Below are 15,739 nucleotides of genomic sequence, written 5' to 3' on the forward strand. Positions count from 1 at the left end.
TGTCTAACATGTGTTCTGTTCTGTCAGTCATGTCTTATCTTTCCGGTTATCGAATTTTATCATTTGTCATTTGAAATTCCAAAATATTTATTATATAATAAATATTAATGATTTGTATTGAAAAAAGATTTATATACTCTGAAATCAAACATTTGTTTTATGCAATACGAATGATTATTATTTTTCATTTGCTCTCTGAATATTTTTTTAAAAGAGGTTTATTAAATAAATAATATAAAAGAGGTTTATCATGACTGAAGATTCTAAAAAACAGATTATCATCCGAGGTGCACGTGAGCACAATTTACAGGACATTGATGTTTGCGTCCCCCGTGATGAATTCATTGTAATTACAGGTTTAAGCGGATCAGGTAAGTCTTCATTAGCTTTCGATACAATTTATGCTGAAGGACAGCGTAGATATGTTGAATCTTTATCAGCTTATGCAAGACAGTTCTTAGGTCAAATGAAAAAACCTGAAATGGAATCCATTGAAGGATTATCTCCGGCTATTTCAATTGATCAAAAGACTACAAGAGAAAACCCAAGATCTACTGTGGGTACAATTACTGAAATTTATGACTACTTGAGATTATTATTTGCAAGGGTTGGAATTCCTCATTGTCCTAATTGTGGAAAAGAAATATCACAACAAACTCTTGGACAAATAGGTGATTCAATCATCGAGGAAGGGGAAGGTCTTAAAATCCAAATCCTAGCACCTATTGTAAGAGATAAAAAAGGTCAGCACAAAGATGTCTTTGAAGATTTAAGAAACAAAGGTTTTGTAAGAGTACGTGTTGATGGTGAGATAAGAGAATTGGAAGAAGATATTGGCCTTGCAAAAACATACAGACACAGTATTGATGTTGTGGTTGATAGACTTAAAACCAGACGGGATGTTGATTTTAAAAGGAGATTGGTTGATTCTCTTGAAACTGCATCAGAATTTTCTGAAGGTTTAATTACCGTATTATTCACCAAGGATGATGAGGATTATGAGAAAAAATACTCAGAACATTTTGCATGTGTTGATTGCGGAATAAACTTTGAAGAATTAACTCCAAGGATGTTTTCATTTAACGCTCCTCAGGGAGCTTGTCCAGAATGTAATGGTATTGGTTCTAAGATGGAGATTGATCCGGATTTAATTGTTCCGGATAAAACACTAACATTAAGTGAAGGAGCTATTGCGCCGTGGTCAAAATCTTCAACAAAAGAAAATTATTATTACCAAATGCTTGAGGCAGTATCCGAGTATTTTAATTTCAGTATGGACATTCCATTTAATGAATTGGATAAAGAATATCAAAATACAATTCTTTATGGTTGTAATGATAAAATCCCGTTCACTTTTAAAAGAAGAAATAAATCTTACATGGTTAACCGTAAATTTGAAGGTGTTATTCCAAGAATGGAAAGGTTATATGTGGAAACTAAATCCAACTATTCAAGAAAATACCTCTCAAAGTTCATGTCTGATAGAAAATGTCATGTTTGTGGAGGTAAACGACTCAGACCAGAAGTATTGGCAGTTACTGTTGGCGGAAAATCAATTATTGATGTTTGTGATATGGCAATTAAAGATTCATATCAATTCTTCCAGGATTTAAAATTAACTGAAAGAGAGAATTTCATTGCAAAAGAAGTTTTAAAAGAAATTAAAGAACGTTTAAGCTTTTTAGTTGAAGTTGGACTTGATTATTTGTCCATGTCAAGATCTTCCGGTACTTTATCTGGTGGAGAAGCTCAAAGGATTAGATTGGCCACTCAGATTGGTTCTGGTCTGGTGGGAGTACTCTACATTTTAGATGAACCAAGTATTGGGCTTCACCAAAGAGACAATATAAAACTTATTGATGCTCTTAAAAGACTTAAGGATTTGGGAAATACTCTTGTGGTAGTGGAACATGATGAAGAAACAATTTTGTCTGCTGATTATGTTGTAGATATCGGTCCGGGTGCTGGTGAGCACGGTGGTAAGGTTGTGGCTCAGGGAACACCGCTGGACATTATGAATAATCCAGATTCCATTACTGGTCAGTACATATCACGGGTTAAAAAAATAGAAATTCCTAAACAGAGAAGACCTGGAAATGGTAATTTCATAAGAATTGTTGGTGCTGCTCAAAATAACCTTAAAGATATTGATGTGGATATCCCATTAGGTAAATTTACTTGTGTAACAGGGGTTAGTGGGTCTGGTAAAAGTAGTTTAATTAATGAAATATTATACAAAGGGGTTCAAGGTAAATTAGCTAAGAAATTTACTTTCGCCGGTAAATATAAGGAAATTGAAGGATTGGAAAATATTGATAAAGTTATTGCAATAGATCAAAAACCAATTGGAAGAACTCCACGTTCAAATCCTGCAACTTATACTGGAGTGTTTACTGATATTCGTGAGTTATTTGCAAACACTCCAGAATCTAAAGCTAGAGGTTACAAACCTGGAAGATTTTCTTTTAATGTAAAAGGGGGAAGATGTGAAGCATGTTCTGGTGATGGTATTGTTCAAATTGAAATGCACTTTTTAGCAGATGTTTATGTGCCATGTGAAGTTTGTGGTGGTAAAAGATACAATGAAGAAACTTTGGATATTAGGTATAAAGGTAAAAATATCTATGAAGTTTTGGAAATGACTGTTGAAGAAGCACTAGAGTTCTTTGAGAATATTCCAAAGATTACTAAAAAACTTCAGACTTTATATGATGTTGGATTAGGTTATATGAAGATTGGTCAGCCTGCAACAACATTGTCTGGTGGTGAGGCTCAGAGAATTAAATTAGCTAAAGAGTTATCTAGAACAAGCACCGGCAAAACTTTATATATTTTAGATGAACCTACTACTGGTCTTCATTTCGCCGATATTGAAAGGTTGCTTGATGTTTTAGCAAGATTGACTGATGCGGGCAATTCAGTTGTTGTTATTGAACACAATTTGGATGTTATTAAAACAGCTGATCATATTATTGATTTAGGTCCTGAAGGAGGTGACGGTGGTGGTCAGGTGATTGCTACTGGAACACCTGAAGACATTGCTAAAGCTGGAACTTATACTGGTGAATTCTTGGAAAAAATGCTTAATGAGAATATTACTCCTTATGCAAAAGAATTAGTAGAGGATATTGGTAAATAACCAATTTTTATTTTTTTATTTTTTTTAAACTTACTAAACATTTATATACTATTTTTTACAAAATATTTTTAATGGAATATATTTTCCGACAATATTTTTCCGTTAATATATTTTGTTTAATTATTTAGTGATTATTATGGTTTTAAGTACAGGAAATACTGCATGGATGCTTATTGCAACGATTATGGTTTTATTAATGAGTGTTCCAGGTATTGCATTTTTTTATGGTGGTTTATCAAAAAGAAAAAACGTATTAAACTCAATGTTTCTATCTTTAATAGCATTTGCAATTGTTAGTATTCTTTGGGTTATGTATGGTTATCAATTTGCATTTGCAGATTTAAGTTTTGCGGGTTTAATAGGAATTCCAAAAACATTATTCATGGAAGGAATTGGTGTAGGTTCTCTGACAGGAACTATTCCAACATTTGTCTTTGCCGGATTTCAGCTAACATTTGCAGGATTAACTGCTGCAGTTGTATCAGGAGCAATTGTTGGAAGAATGAAAACAAAAGCATGGGTAATATTTATCATATTATGGGCAACATTTGTTTATATTCCAATTTGCCACTGGATTTGGGGTGGAGGATGGTTAATGAACATTGGAGCCATTGATTTTGCAGGTGGTGTTGCAGTTGAAGTTAACTCTGGTTTTTCAGCTCTTGCTCTAGCTTTAATACTTGGAAAAAGAAAGGATACATCATTGCTTCCACATAACTTAGGATACTCAATTCTAGGTGCAGGATTCCTATGGTTTGGATGGATGGGATTCAATGGAGGATCTGCTCTTGCAGCTAATGGTCTTGCAGGTTCTGCAATTCTTGTTTCAAATACTGCTGCAGCTGTTGCAATGATTGTTTGGTTGCTTTTAGATGTGCTCAATGATGGAAAACCGACAGTTTTAGGTGCAATTACTGGTGCAGTTGCAGGACTTGTTGCAGTCACTCCTGCTGCGGGTTTTGTTTCACTTTCTGGCGGGATAATAATTGGTTTAGGCGCATCGTTGATTTCATATTATGCAGTTTTTTATATTAAAAGCAAATTTGGTTATGATGATGCATTGGATGTATTTGGTGTTCACGGACTTTCTGGTGTTTGGGGATTAATTGCAACTGGTTTATTCGCAGCACCATCAATAAATGGTGTGGCAGGTCTATTTTATGGAAATCCTGAACAGTTGATTATTCAATTAATAGCAGTTGTTGCAGCTATTTCATATTCATTTACCGTAAGTTATTTCATTGGAAAAGTGTTAGATATTTTAATTGGATTAAGGGTAGATGATAAAGAAGAAATAATGGGTCTTGATTCTGCATTACATGAAGAATCAGGATATAGAATTTAATAAAGAGGGATATTATGAAAAGGATTATTGCAGTAATACGTGAAGAAATGTTTGACCCTGTTAAATTAGCGCTTTTGGCTGCCGGATGTGAAGGGATGAATGTTTCAACAGTTAAAGGTCGGGGAAGACAGACTGGTATTAAAGAATCTTACAGGGGTTCTAGCTATTGTATTGATCTGATTCCAAAAACAAGAGTCGAATTAATTGTTAACGAAGAGGATTTGGATAGGATTATTAATATTATTCTGGAAAATGCTCGAACTGGGGATATTGGTGATGGAAAAATATTCGTTTCTGATGTTGAAGAAGTAATTAGGATTAGAACTGGTGAAAGAGGTTCTGATGCAGTTTAATCAACTTAAGATTTGTAAATATTTTTCATTATTCTTTTTTTATTTTATTCTATTATTTTCTAATTTTTAATAATTTTATTTAGCTAATTGTTTCTTTTTATTGGAATTATTTAACTAGATTTAAATATTATGTAACATATATTTAATCACACTGACTAGTTAAGTATGGATAACTATTTGTACTTTTCTTAGTATGAATATAGGTGATTGTATGAAAGAATTATATGAAAAAATGATTGACGAAGCAATGGCTGCTCAAAAGGCTGATGTTTCTGTTGTATCAAAAAATAGGTATAATGACTTTAAAATAGTTGATGCAAAACCATATGCTGATGCTGTTTCAAACATGAAAGCACTTGACAACCAAGCAGAATCTGTGATTAACTTGCATAAAGAATCTGTTAAAAACCATTATGAAATTTTGTCTTCCATCACAAAGACTTTGAAATGTGAAGATGATCCGTTCATTGAACATTTCCAAACTCCTCCGGTATTTGAAATATTATGTGACGAAGATGGTGACTTTGCAGATAGTGTGGACAAATTTGTTCAAGCAATTGCTGATGCGGAAGCATTAATTGCTAAAGAATCCATCAGGAGATATGGCGGATTTTATGGACCTACATGTGTAGTTGACTTTGCTTTAATGCCGGGAAGTACAAGTAATGTTGTAAACCAAATATTAAAAACAGTAGATATTCCAGTTCACCACAAACAGGCAATTTTATCTGCAAAATCATGGGGTATGAACACTTCTTATGGTATTGGAGATGCATTTGCTCATGCAATTGAAGATGGTTTAACTGCTGCACAGGCTACTGAAAAAGAAATTGAAACATTACAAATGATTTACAAAACTCCTATTGAAGGACAAGGTACTTTAATGGATAATGCAAATCATTCTTCATTTGATGTAAGAGATCACATGAATAAGTATAAAAAGGCAATGACCAAATCTGTTAAAGCTGCAATGGATGATGGTGTACACTATGGTAACATTGTAACTGTTCCAGCATACTGTGTTGGGGACATTGGACACCACATTGGTCAGTCTACTTACAATATGTGTAAAGATGATGTGATAATGGCTATTATAGAAGCTACTACAGGTGTTATTGAAAACTCATTAAGAAACAACATCGATAAATTTAAAACTCCATTTGATGTATTAAAACTTTCAACTGGTGCTCCGGCATGTGCAACTGAATTCTTATTGGAACTTGATGGATTCACAGCTCCAATGATTGTTGACTTGTTAAATAAAAGATTCCATAACTATGTACAACAATATCCTACAAGAGGTGCAGCTGCTGAGCTGCACAATTGTGATTTCATGGACATGATTTACAGAGGATTCAATGCAATGAGCAATGCAAGAAAAATGAGATCCTCTGCAGGATTTGAAATTATCCCTAGAATTAAAGGTATGGAAATTGATTTCACACCTATCTTAGAAAATGAAGTGTTAATGAACCCGCAAAGATACACATATCCGGCATGTGCTATTTCTGTAAGGTTCTCATCTCTTATGAGATTGGCAGATTACCCATGTCTTTTAACTTCAGAACCTATTACAGCAACAATGATGACAAATATTATAGCACTTGACAAAAAAACTCCCGGTTCTCCAGTAAGAGGATGTAAACAATGTGCTTCTGCATGTTTAGCGGATAACACTCATGAATACTGTCAATGGAGAGAAGCTGTATAGGTGAAAAAATGCCTTGTAATATAAGAAAAAAATTTTTTGCAGAACTATTGGGAACCTTTTTCCTTGTATTTTTTGGTACAGGATCAGCAGTTGTAACCCTTTTAGTATCTCAAAGTATCAATCCTGCTAATGTAGGCATTGGTGTTTTGGGAGGTCTTGGTGACTGGATTGCAATTGCTTTAGCCTTTGGTTTAACTGTAATGATTGGAATATATGCATTTGGTAGGATATCTGGTGCACATTTTAATCCAGCTGTAACTATAGGATTGCTTGTAACTAAAAACATTCCTTTAGTTGATAGTATTTATTATATTGTTGCACAATTAATTGGCGCATGTCTTGGAAGCCTTGCATTATTCCTGTGTCTTGGGGCTCAGGCTGTTACAATCGGAGGATTGGGTGCAACAGCTCCGGGTCTTGGTATTGGATATATGCAAGCTATGTTTGCTGAATTTATAGGAACATTTTTCTTAATGATGGTTATAATGGGTGTTGCAGTTGATAAAAAGGCAGAACCTGGTTTTGCAGGAGTATCGATTGGTATGACTGTAACTGCTGTAATCGTAGTTTTAGGTTCATTCACTGGTGCTTCAATCAACCCTGCACGTACATTCGGACCGTACTTGATGGACATGATTCTTGGAGGTCAAAACCTTTGGGGATTCTTCCCAATATACTTAGTTGGACCTATACTTGGTGCAATTTGTGCGGCATTTGCATATGCATATCTTGCTAAAAATAGTGGAGTTTGTGAACTCCCGCAACCATTTAAAGACGAATAATTCTTTTGAATTATTCCATTTTTTTCTTTTTTTAATTCAAAAACTTTATTACATGTTCTTATTAAAATATTAATTAGTTAAGCTTTATTTTGTTTAACAATTGTTATTTGGAGGGAAATTATGAATAAAGAGATTATTGCAGCAGTTATGGCTTCTACAATAGATATGGATAATATGTCTAGTGATAGACTTGAAGCATTAACTAAAGGACATGGTATGTTAAATATTGCAGCAATTTGTTCTGCTAATGTAATTGCTGAGGAAGTTTTAAGGGGAGTTAATCTTCAGTTAACTGATGAAAATATTGGAGAACTTCCAATTGATGATCTTTTAAGAAAATCCATCGAAGCAGCTGAAAATGCTGGTGCGGATGCAGCAAATGCTGCTTTATTAAGTGCAACTTTATGTTATTTTGCAGGTTCAAATGCACAAGCTGGTGTTCCGGCAGGTAACAGAAAATTAGGTGCAATGGCACGTATGATTGCAGGTGTGGACAGATGCGGAGTATTAGCTATTCCAACACCAAAAGCAAATAACAGAATTTCAGGATATGCTGCAGTTAAAGCAGTTTATGATGAGGTGTTTAATAATAGTTTAACTCCAATTGATGGCAGTATCTTGCCCTTGGGTGTGGGTGGAGGTCCATTATATGGACACAATGCATTAGGTGAAGATATTGGGTTTTCACAATTAGCAATTAATGGTGCTAAAGCAGGTACTAAGGGGATGTTGCAAGCATTTGCTAATGTGGGAATGCCTCCAAGCCCGATTATTGCAGCAATTTTAGGTGTTGCAGCAATTTTAGAAATTGTTCATCCAGATTCAGAAGTTGCTGAAGAATATGGTGAATTTTTTGTAGCAAACAGTGCATATGTTGCAGGTTTAGGAGCATGTGAAGTGGCAGGACTTCCTGAAAAATTACATATTAGGGGGACTGGCGAAGAATATGATACTGCAAATTTAGTAGGGGATTTAGGAGTCATTATGAAAGATATTGGAGGACCTTCCGTAGTTGGTATGATTGCATTTGAAGAAATGCTTTCGGCTTTTGAAGAATCTTTGGACATTGGTGCAGGATTTTCAGGTGGACCTTTACAACCACCTTTAGGACATATGACTGCTGATGCGATTTTAGCACTTAAAGTTTTACTTTCAACAAATGGAGATATTGATCAAGCTGCAGAAAAAATCAAAGAAATTAAAACTAATTTCTGGTTAGAACCTGAAATAGCAAAAATAGCTACAAACACCATTGCACGTAAATCAGAACAAGTAAGAAGAGGACCAGTTACACGTGCAATGATTTTAGCAACTGAAGGTGCATTAACTAAAGAAACTTTAAGGATTGCAGAATTTACACAAGAAAAAATCACTGAAGGAATGGATTTAAGTGATATTACAAAAGCACTAGATGATGAAAAACTTAATAATGTTTGTAAGGCGGCATCTAGTTTATTTAGTGGAATGATGGATAAGGACATTAAAATCATGATTACTAAATATGCTGGAAGATCACGTAGGAAAGAAAATCCATTTTTAGATAATTATGCTGGTTTTGATACTAATGTCGATGTTGAAATAGAAATTGAAGGTGAAAAAATAGTTATGGAAAAATTAGCCAATGAAATAATTCCTGATGCGGTTGTTAATAAAAAACAAGATGTATTGGAAGTTTTACCTCTTGCATCAGTTCCTGTTACAGAATTACAACTTTGCGGACACACTATCGTTAATGTAATTGTTCCTGCTGCCGTTGCAGGTGCAATGGGTGTTGATGAAAGTGAAGTCATTGCTAAAAAAGCAACAAAAGGTGCTTATATAACTTCATCTATTCCTGGTGGAATTGAAAGGGCAAGAGATGTGGCTAAAAGAGCTGCAAATATAATGAAAGATTTAAATTAAATCTTTTATTTTTTTATTTTTTGATATTATGTTAATAATGACTACAATTGATGATTTGCCACCTGAAGGAATTCCCTATATTACTGAAAAAATAATGGATAGTGGTGCTAAAAACATCCATATTTTAAATGCATATACCAAAAAAGGAAGAGTTGAATATATTATTTTAGTTGATTTTGAAGAAAAATATTTGGATGATATTTCAAGTCTTTTAGCATTAGAATTTGGAACTATTGGTATGAAATTATTTGATTATAAACATATTAGATTTCCATATAAATTAGATGAAAAATCATTTTTAATTAATATTAATCACTGCTCTTTGGAAAGTAAAGTTAAAATTAAATATTTATTTGATTCAGATGAAAAACTTATTTCTTTAAAAGCTGAATATGATGATTTAAAAAGGTTAGCTATTACTTTAAATAAAAAAGGTTTTGATGTTTCATTTTCCAAGTTAAAAACAATTATTGAAGCTGAAGCATATATTAATTCCATTGAATTAAATGAACTTAAAATTTCTTTGTAATTAATTATTTAAATCAACATAATCAATATTATTATAATTACTTTTTAGGTGATACTTTGAATTTTAATTTAAAAGAAGTGTTTTTAATATTTGTTCGTGGAGTATTGATGGGTTCTGCTGATATTGTCCCTGGTGTTTCTGGTGGAACAATTGCATTGATTACTGGAATTTATGGTCATTTGGTAGAAGCAATTAGCAATATTCGTTTCGGTTTTTTAAAACCCTTGTTTAAGGGTGATTTTGATGGTTTTGTAAATAGTATTCTTGATGAAATCGATTTTAAATTCCTTATACCTTTAATATTAGGTATCGGTGTTGCATTTTTAACTCTTGCAAAAGTTGTTACTTATTGTATGGATGTATATACTGCATTTACTTATGCATTCTTTTTAGGTTTAATTATAGCTTCAGCTGTTATTTTATTCAAAAAACTCAATCATATTAACTTTAAAAACATATTATTCGCTTTAATAGGTTGTATTTTGACATTTATATTTGTAAGCTTAAACCCGATTGCCACCAATCATTCCTTACTTGTATTATTTATTTCAGGAATGATAGCTATTTGTGCAATGATTTTACCGGGTATTTCAGGTTCATTCTTATTATTGCTTCTTGGACAGTACAAATACATGTTAAATGCCCTTCATAATTTTCATCTTTCAGAAATTATTGTTTTTGTAGTTGGTGCACTTATTGGAATTCTTGGATTTTCAAAAATCTTAAATTATTTACTTAAAAACCATGAAGAGATAACAATGGCTTTTCTTATTGGTGTAATGATTGGATCTCTAAGAGTTCCATGTGTAGAAATTGCAAACTCAATTAGTATAAACATTGCTAGTTTATTCCCATGCTTAATTGTTGCCGTGATTGGTTTTGCAATAATTATTGTCTTGGAAACTAGATTTGATTATATTGATTAAATGAATGTTATTTGATTACTTTTTTATTATTTTTTTTAATATTTTTACTACTTGTCAAATTTTATACAAGTTAAACGTGGTTTTCATGTGAAATCTCCATGTATATATAGTATTTATTGATGTTTTAATGCAGGGTTTAAAAACTTATTAACAATTAAGAATATAATTAATTACAATGCTAGTTTTAAAAATGATTAAAAAACAGTGGAGATTATATCCGATTGGTTCACCAAAAGGTGCTTTGAACCGTAAAAGAGAACCTGATTTCGTTGGTAATATAAAATTTTCAAGAAATGGGGATGTTCTATCAATTTCAAGATTTGTTGCCGATTATAATTTCAATGATAACTCCACATTAAATGAAAAGTTAATGCCTCCGGGGGAAGTAATTAAGCTTCTACGCTCACAAGCTGTTTTTCTTGCAACTCCTGATGATGATGTGGAGAAGTTTTTAAGATCCCTTAATATCAAAGTTAGAAAAACTCAAGTCTGTGACTTTTGTGCCTATGAGGGTGATATTACAATTGTCAACTCTTCCTATTCATATAAGTACCACAATCAATTAATATGTAGGAATTGTGCATTTGATACGATAAAACAAGAAATCAAACTTCAAGGTTTCGATAAAAAGATTTTTAGAAATTTAAAATCTACTCTTGAAAAAACAGGAAATCTGGAAAAAACATTATCAGTTCTTGATCCTCACTTTGATCCTTTAGGGAATACTAATTTAACATTATTTGATAAAACAAAAAAATCAAAGCATATCATACCTCCAGTTGATATGAAAAGGCTTAAAATTCCTAAAAACTTTAAAAAAGTTCTTTTGGAATCTGGAAATACCAAATTGCTGCCTGTTCAATATTTGGCTATTAAGGAAGGTCTTCTTAAGGGTGAGGATTTGCTTGTTGTAAGTGCAACAGGTTCTGGCAAGACTTTAGTTGGTGAACTTTCAGGCATTACAAAAGCACTTAAAGGTAAAAAATTCATCTTTCTCACTCCTTTAGTTGCTCTTGCTAATCAAAAATATAGGGATTTTAAAAAGAAATACTCTAAACTAGGCCTTAAAGTATCCATTAAAGTTGGAAGAAATAGAGTTAAGGCTAAAGGAGAACTTAACCTTCCAGATTCAGATGTATCATCCTCAGATATTGTTGTTGCTACATATGAAGGAATTGATTATTTGCTCAGAAATGGTAATTCGCAGGCATTATCTAATTTGGGTGTTGTTTTAATAGATGAAATTCACATGATTGATGATGAAGATAGGGGAACTCGTTTGAATGGTTTAATTAAACGTTTAAAAAACTTATATCCTAAAACTCAGATTATCGGATTATCTGCTACTGTTAAAAACCCCGAATTTTTAGCATCTGAATTTAATATGAAATTAGTTCAATACTCTCAAAGGCCAGTTCCATTGGAACGACATTTGGTTTATACAAGAAACGAATCTCAAAAAAGACATTTGATGAGAAAGCTTGTTCAAAAAGAGCATAATACTAAATCTAAGAAAGGGTATAGTGGACAAACTATTATATTTACAAATTCAAGACGTAAAACCCACCAAATTGCCAATTATTTAAATAACAAAAGAGTTAATGCTCAAGCATACCATGCAGGATTGTCTTATTATAAAAAAGAGATAATTGAAAAAGATTTTGATAAGGGTAAAATATCTTGTGTTGTAACAACGGCCGCTCTTGCAGCAGGTGTTGATTTTCCAGCATCACAAGTAATATTTGATTCACTTGTAATGGGAAATAAATGGATTAACCCAAATGAGTTCTCACAAATGTTAGGGCGTGCTGGAAGACCATCTTATCATGATAGAGGTGTTGTTTATTTGATGCCCGAAGTAGGTAATGATTTTGCCGGTGAATCTGAAGAAGCAAAAGCGTTAGACCTTTTAGAAAGCAATAGTGAAGATGTATATATAGAATATGATGAAGAATCCTCTTATGAACAAATTCTCGCTGACATTTCATCCAATTCAATTAAATCTAGAAATGAATTGAATGATTTCTATGAAAATATTGATGTTCCAATTTCACTTAAAACAGCAACTGATGAAATGGAAGATTTAGGATTAATTAGATATGCCTCAAGCAATAAATTTGAAATTACCAAATATGGAAGAGCAACTTCAGTGTCATTTTTATCAGTCGATGAAGCAGAATTTATTAAAAACACATTAAATAATAAAGAATACTTAAATAGATATGTTGCTCATTCTCCAATGTATAAGAAAAAGAAAAAATATGATAAACTAAAAGTATTGGTTTTAGCTATGGCATTGGATTTGGAAATGTTTGAAAATGCATATTTATCTAGTGTCATTCACAATCAAATTGCAAATGCCCTTAAAATTAAATTTTCAACAAGATTATTCGCAGAATCTACTTTGGATATTATATCTAGTGGGGAAGCTATTGAAAAAGTTGATAAAAAGTTCCAAGATGCATTGATTGCTCTTCAAAGTGATTTCATGCAATGCAAATGTCAGGATAGGCCATTTTGCACATGTATGCAGAAAGGAATTTCTGAAGTTATTATTCATGAAAGGCTTAAGGGAAAAGATCCCCAAGATATCTCAAATAAGTTATTTAGAAAATATCAGATTCAAGTATATCCTGGAGATATATTTTCATGGTTAGATAATTTTGTTAAGAATTTGGATGCAATTAAAAGAATTGCCAAGTCATTTAATAGAAGTAATGTAGTTAAAAAGACTAGTTATTTAATCAAGAAAATTGAAAATGGGTGAAATGAAGATTGCAGGATATAAAATACTGATTGGTGAATTTAAATTAAAATGGCTTGTTTTATGACTTTTTCTTGAAACATGAATTTGATGATGTGATTAAGTTCATTCTTTAAAAAATTCACATGGAATATCTATTGAGTCATAAGCATTTAAAACACAATGAATAGCTTTATTCCTATTTTTAAAGTAATATAAATGACTTTTGCAATCACAATCTGTGCATCCAAAATCTGTAATTCCAGTGGTTTTACTTCCAATAAACTCGGATAATTCACATTCTACTTTTTTTGTTGAACTGTTATATATTACATCAGTTATCTCTGCATTTTTTAATAAGTAATCAATGTGCCAATGAAGTTTTTTTTCGTCACTTAAATGTCTTTTAATTCTTGCCATTAGTGAATTCATGGCAGAACCTACATAAATATAATATCCTTTTTCAAACTGGATTTTTCCCAATTTGCCGATTTTGATTGTTTTTTTAGAATCAACATTAATTATTAAACAATAACATCCTTTCATAGTTATTATATATTTTTCATTGTTTTATGTAGATTGTCATGTTCTTTTTATTTCATGCATGTTTCATTAATTAGTATGCTTGGAATAATTGGTTATATTTCAGGGAGTTTAGTTAAAAATATTAAAATTATTAATCCTTCTTTTATTATTTCATGGGGAAAATTTAATTAATTTTTTAACCAATTATTAATTATGATTTTTAAACTTCAAACTAAGGGACATAAAAATGTCACTTCACTTCATAAATCTACTTTTGAAATAACCGAGGATGTTGAAATTGGACTGGCTGCGGATTGTATTATTGGAACAAGTATGGACAAATCCATGTCTGATTTTCCAGAAGAATTTAAAGATAAGATAGCTAATTCAAATACAAAAATAACAGTTATTTTAGATACGGAGAATGGACATGATGAAATTGTTGGTTTTGGTCATGAAAATTTGACATTAACTCATCCAACAGATATGGTATCAAGAACTAGCGATTATACTTGTTCCCGTACATTAATGATTAAAGCAAATAAAGCTGCAAGAGATCTTGATGATAATCTGATTGAAGATTTAAAAAATGAAAAAATCATGGATGTTACTATAAAATTAGAGTAAAAATAGTTAACTTTATATAAGTTAATTAATATATTTAATAATAACTACTTTTGTTGTATGCGGGGGTGGTCGAGCGGTCAAAGGCGCTAGGTTGAGGGCCTAGTGGGTCAGTCCCTTCGCGGGTTCAAGTCCCGTCTCCCGCACCATTTAATTAAATTATTTTTTAACAGATAATGCTTTTATTCATATTTTAAAGTTTTTCATTATTCATTTTTTAAATTTGTTTTTCCCAATCTATTTATAATAATTCAATTAAAAATTATATTTAATTAAAAAAAATTTTGGTGATAACTTATGAAAGCTGTAATTCCGGCAGCAGGTTTTGGAACTAGATTTTTGCCTGCTACTAAAGCACAACCTAAAGAGATGTTGCCTGTTTTTGATAAACCTACTATTCAGTATGTTATTGAAGAAGCAGTAGCTTCAGGTATTGATGATATTTTAATTGTTACTGGTAGAAATAAAAGATCTATTGAAGATCATTTTGATAAATCATTTGAACTTGAACAAACTTTACAGAGTGCTGGTAAAGATGATCGTTTAAAGCAAGTTCGTGCTATTACTGATTTGGCTGATATTTGTTATGTGAGGCAGAAGGAGCAGAAGGGTTTGGGTGATGCTATTTATTGTGCTAAAAAGCATGTTGGTGATGAGGCTTTTGCTGTAATGCTTGGGGATTCTATTACTAAAGGGCCAACTCCATGTACTAAACAGTTGATTGATGTTTATAGGAAGTATGGTGCGTCTGCAATTTCTCTTGAAGCTGTTCCAAGAGAAAAGGTGGAAAGATATGGTATTATTAAGGGGGAGGAAGTTGAAAAGGGTATTTATAATATTTCTAAACTTGTTGAAAAACCGTTAGCTCATCAGGCACCATCTAATTTGGCTATTATGGGGCGTTATGTATTAACACCTGATATTTTTGATAGAATTGATGAAACTGAACCTGGTGTTGGTGGTGAAATCCAACTGACAGATGCTCTTCAAAAATTAGATGCAATTTATGGGGTTATTTTTGATGGAAAAACTTATGATATTGGTAATCGTTTAGAATGGTTAAAAACATCAATAGAATTTGCTCTAGATGATTCTGAATCTAAAGACATTTTAATCGAATATATGAAAGAAATGATTGATGGAGTTTAATTGCTCTAAAC

Annotated in this window: 12 protein-coding genes and 1 tRNA gene; 12 read left to right on the forward strand and 1 reads right to left on the reverse strand. The window is 32.1% G+C overall.

Going from position 1 to position 15,739, the window contains the following annotated elements; all coding sequences use genetic code 11:
• Positions 1-250: 250 nt before the first annotated feature.
• The 9 genes from uvrA (at position 251) to EDC42_RS05600 (ending at position 13,454) form a co-directional block, all read left to right on the forward strand.
• Positions 251-3,139: an excinuclease ABC subunit UvrA gene (uvrA, locus tag EDC42_RS05560; protein ID WP_069574533.1), complete on the forward strand. Its 2,889-nt coding sequence runs from the start codon at positions 251-253 to the stop codon at positions 3,137-3,139.
• Between the two features lie 136 nt (positions 3,140-3,275).
• Positions 3,276-4,484 (forward strand): ammonium transporter, encoded by a 1,209-nt coding sequence (locus tag EDC42_RS05565; protein ID WP_369815335.1) that lies wholly within the window; start codon positions 3,276-3,278, stop codon positions 4,482-4,484.
• A 14-nt stretch (positions 4,485-4,498) separates the two neighbouring features.
• The gene (locus tag EDC42_RS05570) at positions 4,499-4,837 is read left to right on the forward strand and encodes a P-II family nitrogen regulator (RefSeq protein WP_069574534.1); all 339 of its coding nucleotides are present in this window, start codon (positions 4,499-4,501) and stop codon (positions 4,835-4,837) included.
• A 211-nt stretch (positions 4,838-5,048) separates the two neighbouring features.
• Positions 5,049-6,548: a DUF2193 domain-containing protein gene (locus tag EDC42_RS05575; RefSeq protein ID WP_069574535.1), complete on the forward strand. Its 1,500-nt coding sequence runs from the start codon at positions 5,049-5,051 to the stop codon at positions 6,546-6,548.
• Positions 6,549-6,556: 8 nt separating this feature from the next.
• A complete protein-coding gene (locus tag EDC42_RS05580; protein WP_069574536.1) occupies positions 6,557-7,330 on the forward strand; it encodes an MIP/aquaporin family protein in 774 nt (257 codons plus the stop codon).
• A 120-nt stretch (positions 7,331-7,450) separates the two neighbouring features.
• Positions 7,451-9,232, forward strand: coding sequence for a hypothetical protein (locus EDC42_RS05585; protein WP_069574537.1), 1,782 nt, complete (start codon positions 7,451-7,453; stop codon positions 9,230-9,232).
• A gap of 28 nt (positions 9,233-9,260) precedes the next feature.
• On the forward strand, positions 9,261-9,761 hold the full coding sequence (gene larC, locus EDC42_RS05590; protein ID WP_083234845.1) for a nickel insertion protein: 501 nt from the start codon (positions 9,261-9,263) through the stop codon (positions 9,759-9,761).
• Positions 9,762-9,868: 107 nt separating this feature from the next.
• Positions 9,869-10,687, forward strand: a complete 819-nt coding sequence (locus EDC42_RS05595) for a DUF368 domain-containing protein (protein ID WP_069574550.1) — start codon at positions 9,869-9,871, stop codon at positions 10,685-10,687.
• 175 nt (positions 10,688-10,862) lie between these two features.
• Positions 10,863-13,454, forward strand: a complete 2,592-nt coding sequence (locus EDC42_RS05600; RefSeq protein ID WP_069574539.1) for a DUF5814 domain-containing protein — start codon at positions 10,863-10,865, stop codon at positions 13,452-13,454.
• A gap of 102 nt (positions 13,455-13,556) precedes the next feature.
• Here EDC42_RS05600 and EDC42_RS05605 read toward each other — a convergent pair whose 3' ends face one another.
• On the reverse strand, positions 13,557-13,976 hold the full coding sequence (locus EDC42_RS05605) for a GIY-YIG nuclease family protein (RefSeq protein WP_069574540.1): 420 nt from the start codon (positions 13,974-13,976) through the stop codon (positions 13,557-13,559).
• Between the two features lie 192 nt (positions 13,977-14,168).
• Here EDC42_RS05605 and EDC42_RS05610 point away from each other — a divergent pair, with 192 nt between their 5' ends.
• The 3 genes from EDC42_RS05610 to galU all read left to right on the forward strand — a co-directional run bounded on the left by EDC42_RS05610 (position 14,169) and on the right by galU (position 15,728).
• Complete coding sequence (locus EDC42_RS05610; RefSeq protein ID WP_069574541.1) at positions 14,169-14,582, forward strand: DUF371 domain-containing protein; 414 nt, start codon at positions 14,169-14,171, stop codon at positions 14,580-14,582.
• A gap of 59 nt (positions 14,583-14,641) precedes the next feature.
• Positions 14,642-14,728 (forward strand) — tRNA-Leu (locus EDC42_RS05615).
• A gap of 148 nt (positions 14,729-14,876) precedes the next feature.
• Positions 14,877-15,728 carry a UTP--glucose-1-phosphate uridylyltransferase GalU gene (gene galU / locus EDC42_RS05620; RefSeq protein WP_069574542.1) on the forward strand — a complete coding sequence of 284 codons (852 nt, stop codon included), beginning with the start codon at positions 14,877-14,879 and terminating at the stop codon, positions 15,726-15,728.
• The last annotated feature ends 11 nt before the right edge of the window (positions 15,729-15,739 follow it).

Source organism: Methanobrevibacter gottschalkii DSM 11977 (genome assembly GCF_003814835.1).
GTDB lineage: Archaea > Methanobacteriota > Methanobacteria > Methanobacteriales > Methanobacteriaceae > Methanocatella > Methanocatella gottschalkii.